This is a genomic window from Isoptericola sp. b515, from assembly GCF_030588125.1.
In the GTDB taxonomy this organism is placed as follows: Bacteria; Actinomycetota; Actinomycetes; order Actinomycetales; family Cellulomonadaceae; genus Isoptericola; species Isoptericola sediminis.
Genome location: NZ_JAUQYR010000001.1, coordinates 362,168 through 385,700 on the forward strand (window position 1 = coordinate 362,168; position 23,533 = coordinate 385,700).

Consider the following 23,533-nt stretch of genomic DNA (forward strand, 5'->3'; position numbering starts at 1 on the left):
TGCAGCCTACGACGTCCGGCGGCCCTGGTGTCGGTGCCGACGCCTACCGTGTCGAGCGTGAGCACCACGACCACCTCGCGCGCAGGCCGCGCCAAGAGCTCCCGCCCCGGTTTCCGCTGCACCGAGTGCGGCTGGACGACGGTGAAGTGGGTGGGCCGCTGCGGCGAGTGCCAGGCGTGGGGCACGGTCGCCGAGGACGGCCCGGCGGCGGGACCGCGCACCACGGCGGTGCAGCCGGTGCGCTCGGCCGCCCGTCCCATCGCCGAGATCGACGTCGACTCCGCGCGCGCCACCCCGACGGGCGTCGACGAGCTGGACCGCGTGCTGGGCGGCGGCCTCGTCCCCGGAGCCGTCGTGCTCCTGGCGGGCGAACCGGGGGTCGGCAAGTCGACGCTGCTGCTGTCCGTGGCCTCCAACGCGGCCCGCGGCACCGGCGGCCAGGACGCGCGCACGGTGCTGTACGTGACCGGCGAGGAGTCCGCGGGACAGGTCCGGCTGCGGGCCGAGCGGATCGGCGCCCTCGCACCGACCCTGCTGCTCGCGGCGGAGACGGACCTGGCCACGGTGCTCGGCCATCTCGACGCGGCGGACCCGGCGCTGCTGGTGGTGGACTCGGTCCAGACGATCGCCTCCGCGGAGGTCGACGGCGTCCCCGGCGGGGTGAGCCAGGTCCGTGAGGTCGCGGGCGCCCTCATCGCCGCGGCGAAGGAGCGTCAGGTCCCGGTGCTGCTGGTCGGCCACGTGACCAAGGACGGCGCGGTCGCCGGACCACGGACCCTCGAGCACCTGGTGGACGTCGTCTGCCAGTTCGAGGGCGACCGGCACTCGAGGCTCCGCATGGTGCGCGCGGTGAAGAACCGGTTCGGCCCCACGGACGAGGTGGGGTGCTTCGACCTGTCCGAGTCCGGCATCGAGGGCCTGAGCGACCCCAGCGGGCTGTTCCTGTCCCACCTCGGAGCGGGGGTGCCGGGCACCTGCGTGACCGTCACGCTCGAGGGACGCCGGCCGCTCGCCCTGGAGATCCAGTCCCTCGTGGCCCCGTCACCCCTGGCCAACCCTCGCCGGGCCACCAGCGGGGTCGAGTCGCAACGGCTGGCGATGATCCTCGCGGTGCTGCACCGGCACGCCGGCCTGCGGCTCGCCGACGCGGACGTGTACGCCTCGACGATCGGTGGTGCGCGGGTCACCGAGCCGGCCGCGGACCTCGCCACCGCGCTGGCGATCGTCTCGGCCCGGAGCGGCGAGGCCCTGCCGTCGGGCACGATCGCCGTCGGGGAGGTCGGCCTCGCCGGGGACATCCGGCCCGTGACGGGTCTGGAGCGGCGTCTGAGCGAGGCCGCCCGTCTCGGGTTCACCCGCGCCGTCGTGCCGGCGGGGGCCGCGGTCCGGGCGCCGGCCGGGTTGCAGGTGGCCGAGGCGCACCATCTCGCGGAGGCCGTGGAGCTGGCCTCGGCCCCGACCGGCGACGCGTCCCGCAGCCGCTGAACGAAACGCCTCCAGGACGTAGAATGCCCAGGTGGCCCCCAACATCGCGCAACCCGACGCCCTGCTGCGGGACACCCTTGCCGCCGTCGCCCCCGGCACCGAGCTCCGCGACGGCCTGGAGCGCATCCTGCGAGGGCGGACCGGTGCCCTGATCGTCCTCGGTCTCGACAAGACGGTCGAGGAGATCTGCTCGGGCGGCTTCGAGCTCGACGTCGAGTTCTCGGCCACGCGGCTGCGCGAGCTGTCCAAGATGGACGGCGCCGTCGTCCTCGACCGGGACGCCACCCGGATCCGCCGCGCCGCCGTCCAGCTCCTGCCGGACCCCTCGATCGAGACGAGCGAGTCGGGCACCCGGCACCGGACGGCCGAGCGCGTCGCGAAGCAGACCGGCTTCCCGATCGTCTCCGTGAGCCAGTCGATGCGGATCGTCGCGATCTACACGGGCTCGGTGCGGCACGTGCTGGAGGACTCCGACACGATCCTGGGCCGCGCCAACCAGGCGCTGGCGACCCTGGAGCGCTACCGCTCGCGACTGGACGAGGTCTCCGGCACCCTGTCGGCCCTCGAGATCGAGGACCTGGTCACCGTGCGGGACGTCTGCGCGGTGGTCCAGCGCCTGGAGATGGTGCGGCGCATCTCCGACGAGATCGACGGGTACGTGGTCGAGCTCGGCACCGACGGCCGGCTGCTCGCCCTCCAGCTCGACGAGCTCCTCGGCGGGATCGGCTCGGACCGCGACCTCGTCGTGCGCGACTACGTCGACGTCGAGCGCTCGGGCCGCAGCCTCGCGGCCGTCCACGCCGACCTGGCCCGGCTCGACTCGTCCCAGCTGCTCGACCTGTCGGAGATCGGGCGCGTCCTGCGACTGCCGGGTGCCGGGGTGGCACTCGACGCGGCCGTGGCGCCGCACGGCTACCGGCTGCTGTCGAAGGTCCCCCGCCTGCCGAGCACGATCGTCGAGCGACTGGTCCAGCAGTTCGGGGGCCTGCAGAAGCTGCTCGCCGCGAGCGTCGACGACCTCATGAGCGTCGAGGGCGTGGGCGACCACCGGGCACGCGCCGTGCGCGAGGGGCTGTCCCGCCTGGCGGAGTCCAGCATCCTCGAGCGGTACGTGTAGGGGGTTCAGCCCTCGGTCCCGGCGTCACCGCCGGGCTTCTTGCCGTTCCCGGAGTCCGACCGGCCGCCCGACCTCTCGGAGGCCTTGTCGCCGGACCGGCCCTCCTCGGAGGGGTCGGCATCCTCCTCGGCGGTGGTGCCGTCGTCCGTGGACGCGTCCTGCGCGGAACCCTCGGCGTCCTCGGCGTCCGCCGAGGGTTCCGGCGCGGGCGCCGCCTCGACGGTGACGTCCCAGGGCTCACCCTCGGCACCGGGGACGTCGTCCAGCAGGACCGTCGCGGTGTACTCGCCGGGAGGCACGTCACCCTGGGCGTCGCAGCCGGGCGTCGACCCGCTCCCGGACCAGCGGGCGGTGAGCTCCCAGCGCTCGTCGGTCCCGAGCAGGACGAGCTCCTCGCCCGCGCCGATGCAGTCCGCGGACGACCAGACGCGTTCGCCGCCGTCGGCCCCGGAGACGACCACCTGCATGCTCGACCGGTGCGCGTCGAGCAGGCACGGCATCCGCCCCTCGTTGGTCACGCGCACCGTCATCGACACCGCTTCGCCGAGCACCAGGGTGTCGCGGTCGCCGGAGAGCTCGGCGCGGACCGCCGAGGGGGTGCACGTCTCCGCCACCCCGGCGGGGTCGATCGCCTCCGGCGGGGCCTGCTTCTCGGCGACGAGCTCGAGCCGCGGCTCGGGCCAGGCGTCCCGCGCCCAGTCGACGGCGCGACCGATCCCGTACCCGGTCGCCGTGCCGGCGCCGACGAGCAGGCCGAGCACCAGGAGCACGATCGCGGGACCGCGGTGGGCGGTGCGGCTCCTCGCCGGGGCCGGTCGGCGCGACCGGGGCCGCGGCGTGCTGCCAGGAGCCACCAGGCCGTTCGTCGCCACCGACCGGCGACCTCCGCGGGCGGACCCCCGACCCCCGGTGGACCGGGACGCGGAACCCGCCGACCGGCTCCTCGACGAGGTCGCCCGGCCGGCGGTGGCCCCCGTCCTGCGACGCGTCGACCCCGCGGCACCCGTGGCGGCGCCTCGAGAGGTCGTGCGTCGGGTGCTCTCGGCCCGAGAGCTCGTCGCGCTGGACTTCTTCGGGGCGGACGTCCTGGTGGTGGACTTCTGCGGGGCCGCCTTCTTCGGCGCGGCCTTCTGCGGGGCCGCCTTCTTCGCCGCACCGCCCGACGTGGTCGACCGGCCCGCCGACGATCCCCTCGCCGCGGAGCCGGAACGGGAGGAGCCCCGGGACGACGTGGCGCGCGAGGACGGCGTGCGTCCCCCGGACGCCTGGCGCCCCCGCGCGGCACCTCCTCGCCCACGGTCCTTCGCTGCCGCCACCGTTCCCCCGCATCTCGACGAACACCTCTGCGCAGACCACGCTACGTGGTGCGGACCGACCGACGGAGGCGCCGCGCCGCCGTCCCGGGAAGCCGCTCCGGCCAGGCACAATGGGCGACCGTGGATGCACTGGTCGAACGGGTCACGGCGTGGTTCGCCCACGCCGCACGCGATCTCCCCTGGCGCGCCGCGGACCGGACCCCGTGGGGCGTCCTGGTCAGCGAGGTCATGCTCCAGCAGACCCCGGTCGTCCGGGTCGAGCCCGTGTGGCGCGAGTGGATGGAGCGGTGGCCCACCCCGGCGGCGCTGGCCGACGCCCCGACGTCCGAGGTGCTCCGCGCCTGGGGCCGGCTCGGCTATCCGCGCCGGGCGCTGCGGCTCGCGGACTGCGCGCGGGTGATCGTGGCCCGGCACGACGGGGAAGTCCCGTCCGGGGAGGAGGCCCTGCGTGCGCTGCCCGGCATCGGGGAGTACACCGCGGGGGCCGTCCGCGCCTTCGCCTTCGGCCGCCGCGCCGTCGTCGTGGACACGAACGTGCGGCGGGTCCAGGCCCGCGCCGTCACCGGCGTCGCGCTGCCGGCGCCGTCGTACACGGCGGCGGAGCGGCGGCTGGCCGTCTCCCTGGTGCCCGACGGCGACGAGGACGCCGCGACGTGGGCGGCCGCGTCCATGGAGCTGGGGGCGCTGGTCTGCACCGCTCGGACCCCGCGGTGCGACCGGTGCCCGGTCCAGGACCTGTGCGCCTGGCGCCTGGCCGGGTTCCCGCCGGACGAGCACGCGCACCGGCGGCGGACCCAGTCCTGGGACGGCACCGACCGGCAGGTGCGGGGCCGGGTCATGGCCGCGCTGCGCACCGCCGAAGGCCCCGTGCACCGTGCTCTGCTGGCCCACGCCGGTCCGGAGTCCCAGCTCGACCGGTGCCTGGCCGGGCTGGTGGAGGACGGGCTGGCCGAGACCGACGAGGCCGGCCGGTTCATGCTCCCGGCGTGACTCTCCGGCCGCCGTCGCTGCTCAGAGGTCCAGCAGCATGCGCGAGTTGCCGAGGGTGTTCGGCTTGACCCGCGCGAGGTCGAGGAACTCGGCCACCCCGTCGTCGTGCGACCGCAGCAGCTCGGCGTAGACCTCACCGGTCACCGGGGTCCCGTCGATCTCGCGGAAACCGTGCGCGGCGAAGAAGTCGACCTCGAAGGTGAGGCAGAACAGGCGCTTGAGTCCCATCTCCCGCGCCCGCAGGATCAGCTCCTCGACGAGAGCGTGCCCCAGCCCGCGCCCCCTCCAGGCCGGGTCGACGGCGAGCGTGCGGATCTCGGCGAGGTCGGCCCACATCACGTGCAGCGCGCCGCACCCGACCAGGCCCGCCTCCGGCCCGGCGTCGGCCACGAGGAACTCCTGCACCGACTCGTAGTAGCCGACGAGCTCCTTGGCCAGCAGGATGCGGTCCGTCGCGTACGGGGCGACGAGGTCGCGCACGCCGCGGACGTCCGCGGGCAGGGCGGGCCGGATGCGGAACGGTGCGTTCGACAGGTCGGGCACGTCAGCACCCTACGCGCGACGCCGGCACGCGGCCCGCACAGCGGCCGCGGACGGATCAGTCGGCCTCGACGAGCCCCGCGGCCGTGATCTCGTCGACGACGAGGTCCGTGACCACCCCGGCGGCCAGCGCGGCGCGCAACGGGGCGATCTTGTTGTCGCCCGCGGCGGCGCACAGCCGTCGCGGGAACCGCCGGAGCTGGTCCGGGGTGGGCCCCGTGGCCCGAGCGTTGATGGCGATGTCGCGGAACGACCCGTCAGGACGCAGGAAGACCGTGCAGACGTCGCCGACCACACCCGCGCCCTCGAGCGCCGCCACGTCCTCGGGTTCCAGGTACCCGGCCGAGTAGACGTGCGACGGGACACCGCCGGTGAGCGCACCCACGGAGAACACCGCGAGATCCGTCCTGGCCTGCACGTCGAGGACGCGGCGCACCGACCGCTCCCGCCACATGGCGTCCCGGGTCTCGGCGAAGTCGAAGAAGGCCGGCACGGGAAACGGGTGGGCGTGGGCCTCGAAGGTGGCCGCGATACGGTCCAGGAGGTCCCCGGCGTAGGCGACGCCGGAGGTCCGGTTGTTCGCCGCGCCGTTGAGCTGCACGACGGCGGAGCCCCGGGTGGGCTTGTCCATGAGGTGGCCCGCCACGGCGGCCAGCGTGGTCCCCCAGGCGATGCCGAGCACCATGTCGGAGTCGAACCAGCGCGTCACCAGACGGGCGGTGGTGCGGGCCACCTGACCGAGCCGTTGCGCGTCGTCGGCGGCGTCCGGCACCGGCACGACGTAGGTGTCGATGTCGTACTGCGCCGCGAGCCGCTGGCCGAGACCGGGTGCACGAGTGTGCGTGGGCCGCAGCGTGATCTCCACGACACCGGTCTCCCGCGCCCTCTTGAGCAGGCGCGACACGGTCGACCGCGACGTGCGCAGGTGCCGCGCGATCGTCTCCATCTTCATGTCCTGCAGGTAGTACATGGTCGCGGCCATGACCACGTCGCGTTCCCGGGGAGTCGTCACGGAACCAGGGTGCCGCAGCATGGCGGCAGATGCACGTTCGTGCATCTGGCTTGCGAGAATGTTCGACCGATGGTGCTCTGAGTTCCAGTCCGACCGAGAGGAGCACCCCCGATGGCCTCCCGACTCACTGCCGAGTCACGAACCCGCGCCCTGGCTGCGCTCGAGAGCTCGCAGGACTCCGCCTCCGAGCTCGACGTCCTCGTCATCGGCGGCGGGGTCACCGGCGCCGGCATCGCTCTCGACTCCGTCACGCGCGGGCTGTCCACCGCGATCGTCGAGTCCCAGGACTGGTCCGCAGGCACCTCCAGCTGGTCCAGCAAGCTGGTCCACGGCGGCCTGCGCTACCTGCAGATGCTCGACTTCTCCCTCGTGCACGAGGCGCTCACCGAACGCGACCTGCTCCTCAAGGAGCTCGCCCCGCACCTCGTCAAGCCCGTCCCCTTCCTGTACCCCCTCGAGCACCGGGTGTGGGAACGGGCCTACGTCGGGGCCGGCATCGCGCTGTACGACACCCTGGCCTCGGTCGCCCCGGGGAAGCGCGCGATGCCGCTGCACCGGCACCTGACCCGTCGGCAGATCAGCCGGAAGTTCCCGGACCTCGCGCACGAGGCCGCGATCGGCGCCGTGCAGTACTGGGACGCCTCCGTCGACGACTCACGCCTCGTCGCCACGCTGGTCCGCACCGCGGTCGACTACGGCGCGCACGCCGCCACCCGCACCCAGGTCGTCGAGCTCACCAAGAGCAGCACCGGCACGGTCAACGGGGCCGTCGTCGTCGACCTGGAGACCGGTCGCGAGATCACGGTCCGCGCCCGGCACGTCATCAACGCCACCGGCGTGTGGACCGAGGACACCGAGGCCCTGGCCGGGGACGAGGGCGGCCTGCACGTGCTGGCCTCCAAGGGCATCCACGTCGTCGTCCCCCGGGAGCGCATCAAGGGGCAGGTCGGCCTGATCCTGCAGACCGAGAAGTCGGTGCTGTTCATCATCCCCTGGTCCCGGTACTGGATCATCGGCACCACGGACACCCCGTGGGAGCTGGACCCGGTCCACCCGGTGGCCACCGCGGCCGACATCGACTACGTGCTCGACCACGCCAACGCGGTGCTGGCCCACCCGCTCACGCGCGAGGACGTCATCGGCACCTACGCCGGCCTGCGTCCGCTGCTGCAGCCGGGCACCAAGGAGGGCACGAGCTCGGCGAAGGTCTCGCGCGAGCACACCGTCGCCTCCCCCGCCCCGGGCCTGACCGTCATCGCCGGCGGGAAGCTGACCACCTATCGCGTGATGGCCAAGGACGCCGTCGACTTCGCGATCGGCCAGCGGGCGCACGCGCTGCCGTCGGTGACCCACCAGATCCCGCTCATCGGCGCGGTCGGCCTGTCCGCCGCCCGTCGCCAGGCCCGCACCTGGGCGCAGCGGTACGGCTGGAGCCCGGCGATGGTCGACCACCTCCTGCACCGCTACGGCTCGGCGCTGCGCGAGCTCGTGACCCTGTGCGAGGAGGACCCGGGGCTCGCCGAACCGCTGGAGCACGCCCCCGCCTACCTGCGGGCCGAGATCCACTACGCGGTCAGCCACGAGGGCGCGCTGCACCTGGAGGACCTGCTGGTGCGACGTACCCGGCTCGTCTACGAGGTGGCCGACAAGGGGCGTGCCGCCCTCGAGGAGATCGCCGGGATCGCCGCACCCCTGCTCGGCTGGGACGACGAGACCAGGAAGCGGGAGATCGAGAGCTACCGGGCCCGGGCGGACGCCGAGGACGCGGCGGCCCAGGCCCCCGACGACGAGGCGGCCGCCGAGGCCCGGGGCAACGCCGGCGACCTGACGACGCTGCGGCCTCTGCGCACCTGACAGGACCCCCGGTCGCGCCGTCGCAGCATCGGCGGCGCGGCCGGTTCGCCGCGGCGACGAGGTCGTGGCACGACGCTCCGGGCACGGGCCCGGACCGAGAAGAGAAAGCGAGACGACGATGTCAACAGGCGAACTCTTCGTCAGCGAGATGCTGGGAACCGGGATGCTGCTGCTCCTCGGTGCCGGTGTCGTGGCGAACGTCATCCTGCCGAAGAACAAGGGGTTCAACGGCGGATGGCTTCTCATCAACTTCGGATGGGGCCTGGGTGTGTTCTCCGGTGTGTACGTCGCGTTCGCCAGCGGCGCCCACATCAACCCGGCCGTGACGTTCGGCATCTGGGCCAGCGGCGCCGAGGAGTTCGGTCCGGGCATCCCCGTCACCCTGGCGAACGGTGCGATCTACATCTCCGCCCAGATCGTCGGTGCCGCGCTCGGTTCCGCGATCGCCTTCCTCGCCTACAAGAAGCACTTCGACGAGGAGGCGCCGGCGCCGATCAAGCTCGCGGTGTTCTCCACCGGACCCGAGATCCGCTCCTACGGGTGGAACTTCGTCACCGAGGTCATCGGCACCTTCGTGCTGGTGTTCGTGGTGCTGAACTTCGGCAACTGGCCGGGTGACATCGGCCCGCTCGCCGTCGCCCTCCTGGTGGTCGGGATCGGTGCGAGCCTCGGTGGCCCCACCGGCTACGCCATCAACCCGGCCCGTGACCTCGGCCCCCGCATCGCGCACGCGCTGCTGCCGATCAAGGGCAAGGGTTCCAGCGACTGGGGCTACTCCTGGGTGCCGGTCCTCGGCCCCATCGTCGGCGGCGTCCTCGCCGGCCTGTTCGCTCCTCTGGTCGCCTTCGGCTGAGCCCGGCCCGGCGACCACCCATCCGTACCGCAATGACGCAACGACACGAAGGACATACCCATGGCTGACTACGTCCTCGCCATCGACCAGGGCACCACGAGCTCGCGTGCCATCGTCTTCGACCACTCCGGCCGCATCGTCTCGACCGGCCAGCTCGAGCACGACCAGATCTTCCCGAAGGCGGGCTGGGTCGAGCACAACCCCGAGCAGATCTGGAACAACACCCGCGAGGTCGTCGGCCTCGCCCTCACCCGCGGCAACCTCTCGCACGAGGACGTCGCCGCCGTCGGCATCACGAACCAGCGTGAGACCACGGTCGTGTGGGACAAGAACACCGGCAAGCCCGTCTACAACGCCATCGTCTGGCAGGACACCCGCACCCAGGCGATCGTGGACGAGCTGGGCGGCTCCGAGGGCCCCGAGAAGTACAAGTCGATCGTCGGGCTGCCGCTCGCGACCTACTTCTCCGGCCCGAAGATCAAGTGGATCCTCGACAACGTCGAGGGCGCCCGGGAGGCCGCGGACCGCGGCGACCTGCTGTTCGGCAACACCGACAGCTGGGTCCTGTGGAACATGACCGGCGGGACGGACGGCGGCGTGCACGTCACCGACGTCACCAACGCCTCGCGCACCATGCTCATGGACCTCGACACCCTCTCCTGGCGGGAGGACATCGCCGCGGACATGGGCATCCCGCTGTCGATGCTCCCCGAGATCCGGTCCTCGTCCGAGATCTACGGTCACGGACGCCCCCGCGGCATGGTCCCCGGTGTCCCGATCGCGGGCATCCTCGGCGACCAGCAGGCCGCCACCTTCGGCCAGGCGTGCTTCGAGGTCGGGACCGCGAAGAACACCTACGGCACCGGTAACTTCATGCTGCTCAACACCGGTACCGAGAAGGTGGCCAGCGAGAACGGTCTGCTCACCACGGTCTGCTACAAGATCGGGGACGCCGACGCCGTCTACGCCCTCGAGGGTGCCATCGCCGTCACCGGCTCGCTGGTCCAGTGGCTGCGGGACAACCTGGGGCTGTTCGACGACGCCCCGGACATCGAGTACCTGGCCGGCAAGGTCGACGACAACGGCGGCGCCTACTTCGTGCCGGCGTTCTCCGGCCTGTTCGCCCCGTACTGGCGGTCGGACGCCCGCGGTGCGCTCGTGGGCCTGACGCGGTACGTCAACCGCAACCACATCGCCCGCGCGGCCCTGGAGGCGGTCGCCTTCCAGACGCGCGAGGTCATGGACGCCATGCGGGCCGACTCCGGTGTGGACCTGACCGAGCTGAAGGTCGACGGCGGCATGGTCGCCAACAACCTGCTCATGCAGTTCCAGGCGGACCAGCTCGGCGTCGACGTCGTGCGGCCCGAGGTCGCCGAGACCACGGCCCTCGGTGCGGCGTACGCCGCCGGCATCGCCGTCGGCTTCTGGTCGGGCGAGCAGGACGTCCGCGACAACTGGATCGAGGGCCAGCGGTGGACGCCGTCGCTGCCCGAGGACGAGCGCGAGCGGCTGTACCGCCAGTGGAAGAAGGCGGTGACCAAGACCTTCGACTGGGTCGACGAAGACACCAAGTAGTTGTGCCGCCGAGGGGACGGCACGACCCGCACGACCGTGTTCACGCGCCCTGGGGGGCGCTCCACTTCGGGAACATCGACGGTCGCACGGGTCGTGCCGTCCCCTCGGCTCGTCCGCGCCGTGCGGTGCGGGGCGAGGCTCGTAGGCTGGCGTCGTGAAGAGCACCGTCACGAGCGAGTCCGCGTACACGATCCCCGGCGTCCACGTCACCGACCGCACCCTGACGGTGCCGCTGGACTGGTCCGCCCCCGCCGACGACCGCACGCTCAGCGTGTTCGTGCGTGAGCTGGTGGATCCGACGAAACGGTCCGAGGACCTGCCGCTGCTGGTGTTCCTGCAGGGTGGCCCCGGCGGCAAGGGTCCCCGCCCCACGGGTCCCGACGGCTGGGTCGGCGAGGCGCTGAAGCGGTTCCGGGTCGTGCTGCTCGACCAGCGCGGCACCGGGCGTTCGACGGCGGTGCGGGCCCGTGCGCTCGCCGCCCTCGGCTCCCCCGAGGTCCAGGCCGAGTACCTGTCGCACCTGCGTGCCGACTCCATCGTCCGCGACGCCGAGCACGTGCGGAAGTCCATCTACGGCGGCCGTCGCTGGTCGACGCTCGGACAGTCCTACGGCGGGTTCGTCACCCTGACCTACCTGTCGCTCGCCCCCGAGGGCCTGGCGGCGTCCTACGTGACCGGGGGCCTGGCCGGCCTCGACGCCGGGCCCGAGGAGGTCTACCGGCGCACGCAGGCGCGGGTCGCGACGAAGAACGCGCAGTACCGCGGCCGGTACCCCGACGACGTGCCCCGGATCGCCCGGATCGCGGACCGGATCGCCGACGGCGACGTGCGGCTGCCCGGTGGAGACCTGCTGAGCATCGAGCGCTTCCAGTCGCTGGGGATGGCCTTCGGCATGGGCCCCGGGTTCGAGCGCGTGCACTGGATCGTCGACGAGGCCTTCGACGCCGGGGCACCGGACGAGCTCACCGACACCTTCCTCGCGGACGTCGAGGCCGCCACGGGGTTCGCCACCAACCCGATGTACGCCGTGCTGCACGAGTCGATCTACGCCCAGGCGGGCACCGGGCCGACGGCGTGGGCCGCGCAGCAGGTGCGCGAGAGCGACCCGAAGTTCGCCGCGGGCGCGCGCCCGCTGCTGTTCACCGGCGAGATGATCTACCCCTGGATGTTCGACCAGGTCGCCGCGCTGCGCCCGTTCCGCGACGCGGCGCAGGCCCTGGCCGCCCGCCGTGACTGGGGCGACCTGTACGACACCGCGGTGCTGGCCGCCAACGAGGTGCCGATGGAGGCGGCGGTCTACTTCGACGACATGTTCGTCGACGCCGCGCTCTCCCTGGACACCGCCTCCCGGGTCGGGAACGCCCGGGCATGGGTCACCAACCAGTTCGAGCACGACGGGCTGCGCGCCGGCGACGTGTTCACGACGCTGCTCGACCGCCTCGACGGGCGGGGCGGTCCGGTGCGCGACTGAACCGTCCGGCGCGCCCCAGGGCGCTGACGCGCGAACAGCGCCGACCTGCGGAAGTCTCGTGACCAGCGGTAGCGCCGCCCCGGCGGCCCGAACCCGGAGGGAGCCGTGGACGCGGAGACCTGGCGGAACATCGCCCTGGTGCTGGGGTTCGTGCTGCTCGGCGGGGTGTTCGCCGGGACCGAGTTCGCCCTCGTCTCGCTGCGCGAGGGGCAGATCGCCGAGCTGGAGCGCCACGGGTCGCGCGGGCGCCGGGTCGCCGCCGTCGCCCGCGACCCCAACAGGTTCCTCGCCGCCGTGCAGATCGGCGTCACGGTGGCCGGGTTCTTCTCCGCCGCCTACGGCGCGTCGACGCTCGCCCCCGACCTCGCGCCGGTGCTGGAGTCGCTCGGCCTCTCGCCGGGTGCGGCGTCGACCGCCGCCCTGGTCACGCTGACGCTGCTCGTCGCCTACGCCTCCCTGGTGCTGGGCGAGCTCGTCCCGAAGCGGCTGGCCCTGCAACGCTCGGTCCAGGTGTCCCTCGTCGTCGGACCGCCCCTGGACCGGTTCTCGCGGATCATCCGACCCGTCATCTGGCTGCTGTCCCGCTCCACCGACGCGGTGGTCCGGCTGCTGGGCGGCAACCCGGACGTCCGGGCACCGCAGATGACCGGGGAGGAGCTGCGCCGGGCGGTCAGCGAGCACCCCGGTTTCTCCCCCGAGGAGCGCGAGATCGTGACCGACGTCTTCACGGCCTCCGAGCGGACGCTGGCCGAGGTCATGCGCCCGCGCCCCGACGTCACCTTCCTGCCGGCGGACCTCGCCGTCGACGAGGCGGTCGACGCCGTGGGGGACGAGCCCTCCACTCGGTTCCCCGTCGTGGACGACGGCGTGGACGACGTCGTCGGGTTCGTGCACCTGCGCGACCTGGTCCGCGAGCTGCGCACCCCGGCCCGACGACGGCGGACCCTGCGGGAGATCGTCCGCCCGGCCCTGGAGATGCCCGGCACCAACCGGCTGCTGCCCGCCCTGACCACGATGCGCCAGGAGGGCATCCACCTGGCCGTCGTGCGCGACGAGTACGGCGGCACCGACGGCATCGCCACCCTCGAGGACCTCGTCGAGGAGCTCGTGCGGGACATCCGCGCCGAACCGGACCCGCGCAGCCCGGAGCTCGGCACCGACGAGGTCGACGCCGGTCTCACGCTCGAGGACTTCGCCCGGGAGACCGGGATCGAGCTGCCCGAGGGGCCGTACGAGACCGCGGCGGGATTCGTGCTGGCCGCCCTGGGGCGGATCGCCGTCCCCGGCGACGTCGTCCGCGTCGCCGGGACGACGCTGACGGTGACCGCCGTGGACCGGCAGCGGATCCGGGCGCTGCACGTGGGTCCGGGACGCGGCCCGCACGACCCGGGAGGACCGGGCCCGCACTGAGGTGCGGGCCCGGTGCCGACCCGGCTCAGGGGGACGGGTCGGCGTCCTGGTCGGGGTCGGGGGCGTGCCGTTCGAGGAACCGGTACACGTCGGTGTCGTCCACGCCCGGGAACACCCCACGGGGCAGTGCGGCGAGGACCTGCTGGTGCATGCGCGCGCTCGGCCACGACGCGCGCTCCCACCGCTGCGCCAGGTCCTCGGGGGGCCGCCGGCAGCACGCCGGGTCCGGGCAGGTCGACGTGCGCCGCACCCGCGTGTCCCGGCCGCGGAACCACTTGGCGTGGGCGTACGGCACCCCGACCGTGATGGAGAACTGGCTTCCGTCGGCCGCCGTCCCGGTCTGCACCGAGTCCCAGAAGGTCCCCGCCGGGGTGTCCGTGTACTGGTAGGACTCGGTCGCCCGGTCGCGCCGCGTGAACGCCTCCCGCGCGGGCCAGCGCCGGCAGACGAGCTGCCCCTCGATCGCGCCGGTCACGTCCTGCGGCAGCGGCAGCCCGTCGTTCTGGTAGCCACGGAACAGGGCGCCGTCGTCCCCGACGCGCAGGAAGTGCAGGGGGATGCCGAGATGCACCGTGGCGAGGTTGGTCAGCCGCATCGCGGCAGCCTCGTGGGTGACGCCGAACGAGTCCCGGAAGTCCTCCACCGCCAGGTCCTTGGCCCGCTTGTGCTGCTCCAGGAAGCTGACGGCCGTCGTCTCCGGCATGAGGCACGCCGCGGCGAAGTAGGTGATCTCGACACGCTGGCGCAGGAAGTCCGCGTACGAGCGCGGCCGTTCGTGGCCCAGCACACGGTGAGCGATGGCCTGCAGGGCCAGGGAGCGCAGCCCGTGCCCACCGGGGATCGACGCCGGCGGCAGGTAGATGCGTCCGTTCTTCCAGTCGGTCACCGACCGGGCCGAGCGGGGCAGGTCGTCCACGTGCAGGATGGTCAGCCCCAGCTCGCCCGCCATCTGGGCGACGGTGCGGTGCGTCAGCGCACCGCCGCCGTAGCCGGCCCGGCGGGTCATGTCCTCGGCCAGGGCCTCGATCTCGGGCAGGTGGTTGTCGCGGTCCTGACGCTCCCGACGCAGGACGGTGTTGGCCCGCCGCGCCTCCTCCGGCGTCGCGATCGCCTCCTCCTCGCGGCGCGCCAGCTCGTCGTGCAGCCCCACGAGGTGCTCGAGGACCGGCACGGGCAGCCGCTGGCTCGGTTTCACGGCCGGGAGCCCGAGCGCGCCGAACAGCGGCCCGCGCTGCGCACGCTCGAGCGCGATCTCCAGCGCGGCGCGACGCGACGGCGGCTCGTCGGCGAGCAGGTCCGTCAACGGCACCTCGAGGGCCTCGGCGATCGCCCGCAGCAGGGACAGCCGGGGTTCGCGCCGCCCGTTCTCGACGAGCGAGAGCAGGCTCGGGGCGGACGCCACCTGACGCCCCAGGGCCTCGAGCGTGAGCCCGCGGGACGTCCGGGCGTGGCGGATGCGGCGCCCCAGGGTGATCAGGTCCGGGGCCTCCGACGTCGGTTCGACGGTCATCTCTTCACGCTACGTGAAGATCGGCCGATCTTCATAGCGTCCACGGCGCCAAAGACCGCCTGACCAGGAGGAGACTGTGAAGCAGGAGCTCGTCGTCCCGGCGGGCACACCCGACGGACGGAGCAGCCATGACCTTCACCGCGAACCCCCGCCGGACACGGCTGGCCCTCGCCGAGCTCACCCCGGACGTCCTCGACCGCACCGACGGCTTCGGCCTCACCGCGACCGACACGGGATCGGCAGGCCGGACGTCGCCGCGGGACGTGCGCGCGTGGGTCGACGAGATCGCCGCGCTCACGCAGCCCGACGAGATCGTGTGGTGCGACGGCTCCGCCGCGGAGAAGCAGCGTCTGATCGACGAGATGGTCGAGACGGGCACCCTCGTGAAGCTCGCCGAGGACAAGCGCCCGAACTCCTACCTCGCCCGGTCGAACCCGTCCGACGTGGCCCGGGTCGAGTCCCGGACCTTCATCTGCTCCGAGCGCGAGGAGGACGCCGGCCCCACCAACAACTGGTGCGACCCGGCCACGATGCGCGACGAGCTCGACGGGGTCTTCGAGGGCTCGATGCGGGGCCGCACGATGTACGTCGTGCCGTTCTCCATGGGCCCCGTGGGCGGCCCGATCTCCCAGGTCGGCGTCGAGATCACCGACTCGCCCTACGTCGTCGTCTCCATGCACGTGATGACGCGCGTCTCCCCCCGGGTCGTCGACCTGATCGACGCCGGTCAGCAGTGGGTGCCGGCCGTGCACTCGGTGGGCGCACCCCTGGCCGAGGGCGAGGAGGACGTCGCCTGGCCGTGCAACGACACCAAGTACATCGTCCACTACCCCGAGAGCCGGGAGATCTGGTCCTACGGCTCCGGCTACGGCGGCAACGCGCTGCTCGGCAAGAAGTGCTTCGCGCTGCGCATCGCCTCCGCGATGGCGCGCGACGAGGGCTGGCTGGCCGAGCACATGCTGCTCATCCGGGTCACCTCCCCCGAGCAGCGGCAGTACCACCTCGCCGCCGCGTTCCCCAGCGCCTGCGGCAAGACCAACCTCGCGATGCTGCAGCCGACGATCCCCGGCTGGACGGTCGAGACCCTCGGCGACGACATCGTGTGGATGCGTCCCGGGCCGGACGGCACGCTGCGCGCGATCAACCCCGAGGCGGGCTTCTTCGGGGTCGCGCCCGGCACCGGTGTGGACACGAACCCGACCGCGATCGAGACGCTGACGCACGACGTCATCTTCACGAACGTGGCCCTGACCGACGACGGCGACGTGTGGTGGGAAGGCCTGACCGCCGAACCCCCGGCGCACCTGATCGACTGGCAGGGCAACGACTGGACGCCGGACTCCGACCACCCGGCGGCCCACCCGAACTCCCGGTTCACCGTCGCGGCCGCGCAGTGCCCGACGATCGCCGACGGCTGGGAGGACCCGGCCGGGGTCCCCGTCGACGCCATCATCTTCGGCGGCCGTCGTGCGTCGAACGTGCCGCTGGTCACCCAGGCCACGAGCTGGGACCACGGCGTGTTCATGGGTGCCACCATCAGCTCGGAGCGGACCGCCGCGGCCGAGGGGGCCGTCGGCGAGCTGCGCCGCGACCCGTTCGCCATGCTGCCGTTCTGCGGCTACAACATGGCCGACCACTGGGGGCACTGGCTCGAGGTCGGCGCCGGACTGGCTGCGGAGCACCGTCCGAAGATCTTCCAGGTCAACTGGTTCCGCAAGGACGCCGACGGCCGGTTCATCTGGCCCGGGTTCGGCGAGAACTCCCGCGTCATCAAGTGGATCGCCGGCCAGATCGACCGGTCCCGCCGCGTGCGGACCGACAGCGGGGCGGTCACGTCGCCGCTGGGGCTGCTCCCGGCGCCCGGTGCGCTCGACACGAACGGCCTGGACCTGAGCGACGAGGAGATGGCGGCCCTGTTCGACGTCCCCACCGAGGCGTGGCTCGCCGAGACCGACCTCACCGAGGAGTTCTTCGCCCGCTTCGGGGACCACCTGCCGGAGGAGATGACGACGCAGCTCGAGCGCCTGCGCGGCCGCCTGCGCTGACCCCGGAGAGACCAACGAGCGTGCTCACTTCGTACGCCATCCGTCACGATGGCGTAGGAGGTGAGCACGATCGTTGCCGTACGTCGGACGGCGGACCGGCGGCGCTCCTGCCACGATCGATCCCATGGGAATCGAGGTACTCGCCCCCTTCGCCGTCCTGGTGCTCGCCTGGGCGCTCGTCTCGGGCGCCCTGCAGCGCCGGGAGGTGACCGGGCCGCTCGTCTTCGTCGCCGCCGGGGCCCTGCTGGCCAACGACGCCTGGGGGCCGTTCCCGGTGAACATCGAGACGGCGTCGGTCCACACCCTCGCCGAGATCACGCTGGCCCTCGTGCTGTTCGCCGACGCCGCCCGCATCAACCTGCGCAACCTGCGGCGCAACGCGACGTTGCCGCTGCGGCTGCTCCTCGTCGGGTTCCCGCTCACGCTGCTGCTCGGGTTCGGGGCCGCGGTACTGATCCTGGCCGACCTGCCGTGGGAGCTGGCGCTGCTCGTCGCGGCGGCGCTGGCTCCGACCGACGCCGCGCTCAGCGCCCAGGTGATCGGCGACCGGCGGGTGCCCGGTCGCCTGCGCGTCGCCGTCAACGTCGAGTCCGGACTCAACGACGGCGTGGTCACCCCCGTGGTGACGCTCGCGATCGCCCTGGCAGGCATCACGCTGGGCGTGGGATCGCTGGAACGCACGGGAGTGGCCGGTGCACTGCTGGAGCTCGGCCTGGGAGTCTCCGTCGGCGGGGGCATCGGTCTGCTCGGCGCCTGGGGCGTGACCCTGTCCGCCCGGCGCGGGTGGGCCGAACCCGGTGCGCTGCCGATCGGGACCCTGGCCACCGGGGTCGGGGCCTTCGCCGTGTCGCTCTCCGTCTCCGGCAACGGGTTCGTGGCCGCCTTCGTCGGCGGACTGGTCTTCGGTCTGGTCGTCGACCGCGAGCAGGGCGACGAGCACGAGCTCACCGAGCTGACCGAGCTGGGCGGGGAGCTCATGACCTTCGTGGTGTGGTTCCTGTTCGGCGCGGCGCTGGTGCCGATCGCGATCGAGCAGCTGAGCGTCGCCACGGTCGGCTACGCGCTGCTGAGCCTCACCGTCGTGCGGATGCTCCCGGTGGTGCTGGCGATGACGGGCACCGGCCTGGCCTCCCGGGACGTGCTGTTCCTCGGCTGGTTCGGCCCGCGGGGGCTCGCCTCGGTGGTGTTCGCCCTCCTGGCGGTCGAGAGTCTCGGCGAGTCCGAACCCGTGCTGTCGGCCGTCGCGACCATCACCACGACCGTGATGCTCTCCGTCCTGCTCCACGGCGCCTCGGCCGGCCCCGTCGCCGCCCGGTACGGGATGCTGGACGAGATGCACGTGCGCGGGCGGTCGAGCAAGCTCGGACCCCCGCGCGGTCGGGTCGGCCACGGACGCTGACGTTGCAGCGGCGTCCCGTCAGTAGGCCTCCGGCGGCACGGGTGCCTGGGCGACCAGCACGTGCTCCAGGTCGGACGCGTCCACCAGCGGGTCGTCGAGGTCGACGGTGATCTGCGAGTGCGCCAGCAGCTTGGCCCCGCCGGTGATCGTCGAGTGCAGAGCCCCGAACTCACCGACCTGGGTGTCCTCCAGCACGGTACCGACGAACCGGTTCCCGCGCGGCGAGATCGTCTCGAGCGACTCGCCCTCCGCGATCTGCCCGCGACGGGCCATCAGTGCCAGGCGCGCCGAGGTGCCGGTCCCCGTCGGGCTGCGGCAGAGCACGCCGGGGTGCACGTAGGTGGCCGACGGCGACTCGTACCGCCCCTCGCCGATCTGCCGGACGGGCCCCATGAAGTGGGCGAAGGGCAGCGGCCCGACGTGGCCCAGCTCCGGGTGCTCCTCACGCAGGCCCGGGCGTGCCGCGCGCACGAAGGCGTCCCCGAACGCCGTCAGCGCGATCTGGCTCTCGCGGTCGATCGTGAACCCGTACCGAGCGGCGTCGATGAGGGCGTAGTACGCCCCGGACCACACGAGGTCGAACTCGACGCGGCCGTAGCGCGGGACGTCGACCGACAGGCCCTCGTCGGCCACGTACGCCGGTTCACCCTGCGTCGTGATCGACCGGACCCGGCCGCCCTCGTTGCGTGCCGTCACCCGGGCGAGCCCCGCCGGCGACTCCAGCACGACGCTCTGGGTGCCCTCGACCATCGGGATCATGCCGCTGCTCAGCAGCGCCGTCGCCGTGCAGATCGTGTTGGACCCCGAGTAGAGGGGGTACCCCATCGCCTCCATGATGATGTAGCCGGCCTGCGCCTCGGGGTGGCTCGGCTCGACGATGAGGTCCACCGACATCGCCGGGTCCCCGTACGGCTCGGACAGCAGCAGCCGCCGCAACCCGTCCCCCTCACGCTGCAGGTAGCGGGCCTTCTCCAGCACGGTCGTGCCCTGCAGGGGTTCGACGCCGGCGGTCACGATCCGGCTGACGTCGCCGCCGGACTGGGTGTCGATCAGGTGCAGCGTGCGTTCACGGTGCATGGGGAGCTCCCACGTCCTCCCAGTGCCGGTCCGGGACCACGACCAGCTTGCCGATGTAGGTCTTGTTCATGAAGGTGCGCTGCGCCTCGTGGAAGTCGGACAGCCGGAACGTCCGGTCCAGCAGCGGCCTGATGTCGCCGTCCTCGATGTAGCGCCGCAGGCGGCGGAAGGCCGTGCGCGTGCCCTGCGAGGAGCCGTGCAGCTCGAGCTGCTTGAGGTACATGGTGCGCAGGTCCAGGTTCACCACCGGCCCGCCGATCGCCCCGGCCGTCGTGTACCGGCCCTCCGGCCGCAGGATGCGCAGCAGGTCGTTGAACATCGCCCCGCCCACCAGGTCCGCGACGACGTCGACCGGCCCGTCCACGACGCGGGCGACCTCGCTGACCAGGTCGTCGCCGTCCCGCAGGACGACGTCCTCGGCACCGATCCCGCGCAGGGCCTCCTCCTTGCCGCTGCTCGTCACCGCGTAGGGGACGGCGCCGCGGACCCGGGCGAGCTGCACGATCGCGGACCCGACCCCGCCGGAGGCCCCGGTGACCAGGATGCGCTCGCCCTCGGCGAGCCGGGCCCGGTCCAGCATCTGCTCGGCGGTGAGGTAGGCGCAGCAGAAGGTGGCGAGCCCGGCGTCGCTGATGTCGCGGGTGATCTCGTACGCGTTCTCGGCCGGCACCGTCTGGTACTCGGCGTACCCGCCGTCGCGGCCGTGCCCGATGTAGTCGATGTCGGCCAGGGAGTCGTCGCCCTCGGGGCGGTTGTAGATCGAGAAGTCGACCATGACGCGTTCGCCCACACGGTCCGCGGGGACCCCGTCGCCGACCGCGACGATCCTGCCCACGGTGTCCGTGCCCTGGATGCGGGGGAACCGGAGCGTGGAGCGTCCTCGCCGCCAGGTGGAGACCTCGGCGGGGTCGGTCTCGCTGCCGTAGGCGCCCTCGCGCACCCACACGTCGGTGTTGTTCATCCCGCAGGCGTGGACGTCGAGGAGGACCTCGCCGGGCCCCGGGCTCGGCGTGGGCACGTCGTCCCGGTAGACGAGCTGGTCGAGCCCGCCGTGCCCCACGAGCTGAACGGCCTTCATCCGGTCCGGGATCGGCTCCATCCATCGACACTAGGTCATCCGGTCCCGACCGTCCTGGTGGGCCGGGGTCAGGCCGCGAACGGCTCCACGCCGGTCGCCTCGACCGACAACGCCCAGAGCCGGTCGGCGGCTGCGGGGTCGACCGCCCAGTGCTTGACGCCACCGGCCCGGACGTCCGTGGTGTCGTCGGCGACGAGGGCGGCCACGTCGCAGTCCTCGCAGTACACGCCGCCCCGTGACTCCAGCTCGGGGGCGGTCGCCGCCCACAACGCGGTCGCCGCGCCCTGCGCCGGTGTCTTGAACAGCGGGTTCGGGTTGCCGTCGGCGTCGATCCAGCCGCGTGCCGTCTTCTCCTCCGTGGACATGTGCCGCTGCAGCTCGGTCATGATGCCGCCCGGGTGGACCGAGTACGCGTGCACCCCCGCGTCGGCCCGCGCGTCGAGCCCGACGGCGAAGAGGGCGTTGGCCGACTTGGACTGCCCGTAGGCGACCCACGGGTCGTACTCCTCCTCGGCGAAACCGAGGTCGTCGAACCGCACGGGCGACCGGAAGTGACCGATCGAGGAGTACGACACGACGCGGGCGCCCGGCGTCAGCAGCGGGGCGACGCCCCCGACGAGGGCGAAGTGACCGAGGTGGTTCGTGCCGAACTGCGTCTCCCAGCCCTGGGCGGTGCGGCCCTCGGGCGTGGCCATGACGGCGGCCGCGTTGATCAGGAGGTCGACCGGTCTGCCGTCCTCGCGCAGGGTTCGGGCGAACGCCGCCACGGAGTCGAGGTCGGACAGGTCCAGGGGGTGCACCTCGACGCCGTCGACGTCCGCGAGCGCCTCGGCCGCGGCCGCGGGACGGCGGGCGGGGACGACGGCGGTGGCACCACGGGCGGTGAGCGCACGGACGGTCTCGATGCCGAGTCCGGAGTACCCACCGGTGACGACGGCTCGCCGCCCGGTGAGGTCGTGCTCCGCCAGCACGTCGTCGGCGGAGGATCGGTAGCCGAAGGGCGTGCCCAGCGGCTCCTGGCGTGCGGTGTGCGGGGTGGAGTCGGTCATACGACCGAACATAGACTTGAGAGTTCGCTCGAAGTCAAGGAGGTCTGGTGAAGATGTCGACGGCCCCGTCGCCCGAGGGCTACAGCATCGGCGAGCTCGCGCGCGCCGTGGGCATGTCCACGCACACGCTGCGCTGGTACGAGTCCCGCGGGCTGTTCCCCCGGGAGATCCCCCGGACCGAGTCGGGACGACGCCGCTACGAACCCGAGACGGTGGAGTGGCTGCGGCTGCTCGCCCGCCTGCGCGCGTCGGGGATGCCCGTGGCCCGCATGGCCGAGTACGCACGGCTGGTCCGGGGTGGGGAGGGCAACGAGGACGAGCGCATCGCGCTCATGGAGGCGCACTCCCGGGCCCTGACCGAGCAGATCGACACCCTCGTCGAGTGCCGCGAGGTGATCGACGGCAAGGTCGCCGCCTACCGCCGCCGTCTGGCCGAGCGTCCGCCCGGGGCGCCGTAGCGCTCCCCGCAGGGGTGGGAGGACCGGCGGCGAGCGGTGGGAGAATCGTCGTCGTGCCCGCACCGGACCAGCCCCCGTTCGCCCACGTCGTCTACTTCGAGCCACGCATCCCCGGGAACACCGGGTCCGCGATCCGGCTCGCCGCGGTGACCGGCGCCCGTCTGCACCTCGTCGAGCCGCTCGGGTTCGACCTGTCCGAGGCGAAGCTCAAGCGCGCCGGCCTGGACTACCACGACCTGGCCGTGATGGACGTGCACCCGAGTCTGGACGCCGTCCTGGACGCGCTGCCGGACGCCCGCGTGTTCGCGTTCTCCACGCGCGGGACGACGTCGTACACGGACGTGGCGTACGAGACCGGCGACGTGCTGCTCTTCGGCCCCGAGCCGACGGGCCTGCCCGAGGAGGTGCTGGCGCACCCGCGGATCACCGACCAGCTCAAGATCCCGATGCTGCCGGGCCGACGCTCGCTCAACCTGACGAACTCGGCCTCGATCGCCGTCTACGAGGCGTGGCGCCAGCGGGGGTTCGACGGAGCCTGACCGGCACGTCGGGCGCGTACCGCGCGCCCACCCCGCGAACGGCGGCACGAGCCGCCACGATGGGGTCATGCGCTCCCACCTGTTCCAGCACACCGAACCCGAGGGCGAGCCCGGCTCGTTCCAGCTCGCCAACCCGCGGATGCTCAAGGTCGACCTCGCCGGCTCCGGCGGGTTCTTCTACGCCAAGCAGGGATCGATGGTCGCCTACCAGGGCGACGTCGACTTCGCCTACGAGGGCAGCGGATCCGTGAGCAAGCTCTTCAAGAAGGCCTTCACCGGTGAGGGCATGTCCCTCATGAAGGTCTCCGGCCGCGGCGACGTCTTCCTCGCCCAGGACGCGGACGAGGTCTTCGTCCTGTTCCTGGAGAACGAGTCCGTCACTGTCTCCGGGGACAACATCCTGGCGTTCGAGTCCTCGCTGACCTGGGACATCAACCGTGTCCAGGGGGCCTCGATGCTCACCGGCGGGCTGTTCAACACGACGTTCACGGGCTCCGGCGCGCTGGCCGTGACGGCGTACGGCACACCGATCGTGCTGAACGTGGACGAGCCGACCTTCGTGGACATGCAGTCCGCCGTGCTCTGGTCGACCTCCCTGACCAGCTCGGTGCGCAAGACCGCGAAGATGGGTGCCGTCATCGGCCGCGGCTCCGGGGAGGCCTACCAGCTCGGGCTGTCCGGGCAGGGGTTCGTCGTCGTGCAGGCGTCCGAGGGCCACCCGCTGCCGAACCAGAACGGCTGAGCGCCGGCGTCCG

General features: G+C 72.8%; 20 protein-coding genes. 13 read left to right on the forward strand and 7 right to left on the reverse strand.

Annotated features, from left to right (window positions below):
* The first annotated feature begins 57 nt into the window (after window positions 1–57).
* Both radA and disA read left to right on the forward strand, forming a co-directional pair.
* The gene (radA, locus tag Q6350_RS01670) at window positions 58–1,485 is read left to right on the forward strand and encodes a DNA repair protein RadA (protein WP_171246026.1); all 1,428 of its coding nucleotides are present in this window, start codon (window positions 58–60) and stop codon (window positions 1,483–1,485) included.
* A 31-nt stretch (window positions 1,486–1,516) separates the two neighbouring features.
* Complete coding sequence (gene disA, locus Q6350_RS01675; protein WP_171246027.1) at window positions 1,517–2,602, forward strand: DNA integrity scanning diadenylate cyclase DisA; 1,086 nt, start codon at window positions 1,517–1,519, stop codon at window positions 2,600–2,602.
* 5 nt (window positions 2,603–2,607) lie between these two features.
* Here disA and Q6350_RS01680 read toward each other — a convergent pair whose 3' ends face one another.
* The gene (locus tag Q6350_RS01680; RefSeq protein ID WP_304602576.1) at window positions 2,608–3,456 is read right to left on the reverse strand and encodes a hypothetical protein; all 849 of its coding nucleotides are present in this window, start codon (window positions 3,454–3,456) and stop codon (window positions 2,608–2,610) included.
* A gap of 582 nt (window positions 3,457–4,038) precedes the next feature.
* Between Q6350_RS01680 and Q6350_RS01685 the strand changes: the two genes are divergently transcribed.
* Window positions 4,039–4,908 (forward strand): A/G-specific adenine glycosylase, encoded by an 870-nt coding sequence (locus Q6350_RS01685; protein WP_304606739.1) that lies wholly within the window; start codon window positions 4,039–4,041, stop codon window positions 4,906–4,908.
* Window positions 4,909–4,929: 21 nt separating this feature from the next.
* Here Q6350_RS01685 and Q6350_RS01690 read toward each other — a convergent pair whose 3' ends face one another.
* Together Q6350_RS01690 and Q6350_RS01695 are read right to left on the reverse strand one after the other, a co-directional pair.
* Window positions 4,930–5,442, reverse strand: a complete 513-nt coding sequence (locus Q6350_RS01690) for an amino-acid N-acetyltransferase (protein ID WP_171246076.1) — start codon at window positions 5,440–5,442, stop codon at window positions 4,930–4,932.
* A gap of 64 nt (window positions 5,443–5,506) precedes the next feature.
* The gene (locus tag Q6350_RS01695) at window positions 5,507–6,460 is read right to left on the reverse strand and encodes a sugar-binding transcriptional regulator (protein ID WP_171246029.1); all 954 of its coding nucleotides are present in this window, start codon (window positions 6,458–6,460) and stop codon (window positions 5,507–5,509) included.
* A gap of 111 nt (window positions 6,461–6,571) precedes the next feature.
* Here Q6350_RS01695 and Q6350_RS01700 point away from each other — a divergent pair, with 111 nt between their 5' ends.
* The 5 genes from Q6350_RS01700 (at window position 6,572) to Q6350_RS01720 (ending at window position 13,623) form a co-directional block, all read left to right on the forward strand.
* Window positions 6,572–8,314 (forward strand): glycerol-3-phosphate dehydrogenase/oxidase, encoded by a 1,743-nt coding sequence (locus tag Q6350_RS01700; RefSeq protein WP_304602578.1) that lies wholly within the window; start codon window positions 6,572–6,574, stop codon window positions 8,312–8,314.
* Window positions 8,315–8,432: 118 nt separating this feature from the next.
* Window positions 8,433–9,167, forward strand: coding sequence for an MIP/aquaporin family protein (locus tag Q6350_RS01705; protein WP_304602579.1), 735 nt, complete (start codon window positions 8,433–8,435; stop codon window positions 9,165–9,167).
* Window positions 9,168–9,227: 60 nt separating this feature from the next.
* A complete protein-coding gene (gene glpK / locus Q6350_RS01710) occupies window positions 9,228–10,742 on the forward strand; it encodes a glycerol kinase GlpK (protein ID WP_304602580.1) in 1,515 nt (504 codons plus the stop codon).
* Between the two features lie 154 nt (window positions 10,743–10,896).
* Entirely contained in the window at window positions 10,897–12,213 is a 1,317-nt protein-coding gene (locus Q6350_RS01715; RefSeq protein WP_304606738.1) for an alpha/beta fold hydrolase, read from the forward strand.
* A gap of 105 nt (window positions 12,214–12,318) precedes the next feature.
* Window positions 12,319–13,623: a hemolysin family protein gene (locus Q6350_RS01720; RefSeq protein ID WP_171246033.1), complete on the forward strand. Its 1,305-nt coding sequence runs from the start codon at window positions 12,319–12,321 to the stop codon at window positions 13,621–13,623.
* Between the two features lie 25 nt (window positions 13,624–13,648).
* Here Q6350_RS01720 and Q6350_RS01725 read toward each other — a convergent pair whose 3' ends face one another.
* On the reverse strand, window positions 13,649–15,133 hold the full coding sequence (locus Q6350_RS01725; protein WP_305064839.1) for an XRE family transcriptional regulator: 1,485 nt from the start codon (window positions 15,131–15,133) through the stop codon (window positions 13,649–13,651).
* 128 nt (window positions 15,134–15,261) lie between these two features.
* Here Q6350_RS01725 and Q6350_RS01730 point away from each other — a divergent pair, with 128 nt between their 5' ends.
* A complete protein-coding gene (locus Q6350_RS01730) occupies window positions 15,262–17,178 on the forward strand; it encodes a phosphoenolpyruvate carboxykinase (GTP) (RefSeq protein WP_304606736.1) in 1,917 nt (638 codons plus the stop codon).
* Window positions 17,179–17,302: 124 nt separating this feature from the next.
* Complete coding sequence (locus Q6350_RS01735) at window positions 17,303–18,577, forward strand: cation:proton antiporter (protein WP_304606735.1); 1,275 nt, start codon at window positions 17,303–17,305, stop codon at window positions 18,575–18,577.
* Window positions 18,578–18,595: 18 nt separating this feature from the next.
* On the opposite strand, the gene Q6350_RS01740 is transcribed toward Q6350_RS01735, so the two are convergent.
* The 3 genes from Q6350_RS01740 to Q6350_RS01750 are packed head-to-tail and all read right to left on the reverse strand — an operon-like array spanning window position 18,596 to window position 21,781.
* Window positions 18,596–19,654, reverse strand: a complete 1,059-nt coding sequence (locus tag Q6350_RS01740; RefSeq protein WP_305064840.1) for a proline racemase family protein — start codon at window positions 19,652–19,654, stop codon at window positions 18,596–18,598.
* Window positions 19,644–20,753 carry an alcohol dehydrogenase family protein gene (locus Q6350_RS01745; RefSeq protein ID WP_305064842.1) on the reverse strand — a complete coding sequence of 370 codons (1,110 nt, stop codon included), beginning with the start codon at window positions 20,751–20,753 and terminating at the stop codon, window positions 19,644–19,646. Before Q6350_RS01745 ends, Q6350_RS01740 begins: the two co-directional genes overlap by 11 nt.
* A 47-nt stretch (window positions 20,754–20,800) precedes the next feature.
* Window positions 20,801–21,781: an oxidoreductase gene (locus Q6350_RS01750; RefSeq protein ID WP_305064844.1), complete on the reverse strand. Its 981-nt coding sequence runs from the start codon at window positions 21,779–21,781 to the stop codon at window positions 20,801–20,803.
* A 53-nt stretch (window positions 21,782–21,834) separates the two neighbouring features.
* Here Q6350_RS01750 and Q6350_RS01755 point away from each other — a divergent pair, with 53 nt between their 5' ends.
* From Q6350_RS01755 to Q6350_RS01765, 3 genes are all read left to right on the forward strand, one after another.
* Window positions 21,835–22,239, forward strand: coding sequence for a MerR family transcriptional regulator (locus Q6350_RS01755; RefSeq protein ID WP_304603083.1), 405 nt, complete (start codon window positions 21,835–21,837; stop codon window positions 22,237–22,239).
* A gap of 53 nt (window positions 22,240–22,292) precedes the next feature.
* Entirely contained in the window at window positions 22,293–22,778 is a 486-nt protein-coding gene (locus Q6350_RS01760; RefSeq protein WP_304602589.1) for a tRNA (cytidine(34)-2'-O)-methyltransferase, read from the forward strand.
* 67 nt (window positions 22,779–22,845) lie between these two features.
* Window positions 22,846–23,520 (forward strand): AIM24 family protein, encoded by a 675-nt coding sequence (locus Q6350_RS01765; RefSeq protein ID WP_304602590.1) that lies wholly within the window; start codon window positions 22,846–22,848, stop codon window positions 23,518–23,520.
* Window positions 23,521–23,533: the final 13 nt, after the last annotated feature.

Excerpts from the sequence above, each read along its gene's own strand:
- Q6350_RS01730 (WP_304606736.1), top strand. The coding sequence starts at position 15,262 with ATGACCTTCACCGCGAACCCCCGCCGGACACGGCTGGCCCTCGCCGAG.
- Q6350_RS01735 (WP_304606735.1), top strand. The coding sequence starts at position 17,303 with ATGGGAATCGAGGTACTCGCCCCCTTCGCCGTCCTGGTGCTCGCCTGG.
- Q6350_RS01740 (WP_305064840.1), bottom strand. The coding sequence starts at position 19,654 with ATGCACCGTGAACGCACGCTGCACCTGATCGACACCCAGTCCGGCGGC.
- Q6350_RS01755 (WP_304603083.1), top strand. The coding sequence starts at position 21,835 with ATGTCGACGGCCCCGTCGCCCGAGGGCTACAGCATCGGCGAGCTCGCG.
- Q6350_RS01700 (WP_304602578.1), top strand. The coding sequence starts at position 6,572 with ATGGCCTCCCGACTCACTGCCGAGTCACGAACCCGCGCCCTGGCTGCG.
- Q6350_RS01745 (WP_305064842.1), bottom strand. The coding sequence starts at position 20,753 with ATGGAGCCGATCCCGGACCGGATGAAGGCCGTTCAGCTCGTGGGGCAC.
- Q6350_RS01765 (WP_304602590.1), top strand. The coding sequence starts at position 22,846 with ATGCGCTCCCACCTGTTCCAGCACACCGAACCCGAGGGCGAGCCCGGC.
- Q6350_RS01705 (WP_304602579.1), top strand. The coding sequence starts at position 8,433 with ATGTCAACAGGCGAACTCTTCGTCAGCGAGATGCTGGGAACCGGGATG.
- Q6350_RS01750 (WP_305064844.1), bottom strand. The coding sequence starts at position 21,781 with ATGACCGACTCCACCCCGCACACCGCACGCCAGGAGCCGCTGGGCACG.
- glpK (WP_304602580.1), top strand. The coding sequence starts at position 9,228 with ATGGCTGACTACGTCCTCGCCATCGACCAGGGCACCACGAGCTCGCGT.
- Q6350_RS01725 (WP_305064839.1), bottom strand. The coding sequence starts at position 15,133 with ATGACCGTCGAACCGACGTCGGAGGCCCCGGACCTGATCACCCTGGGG.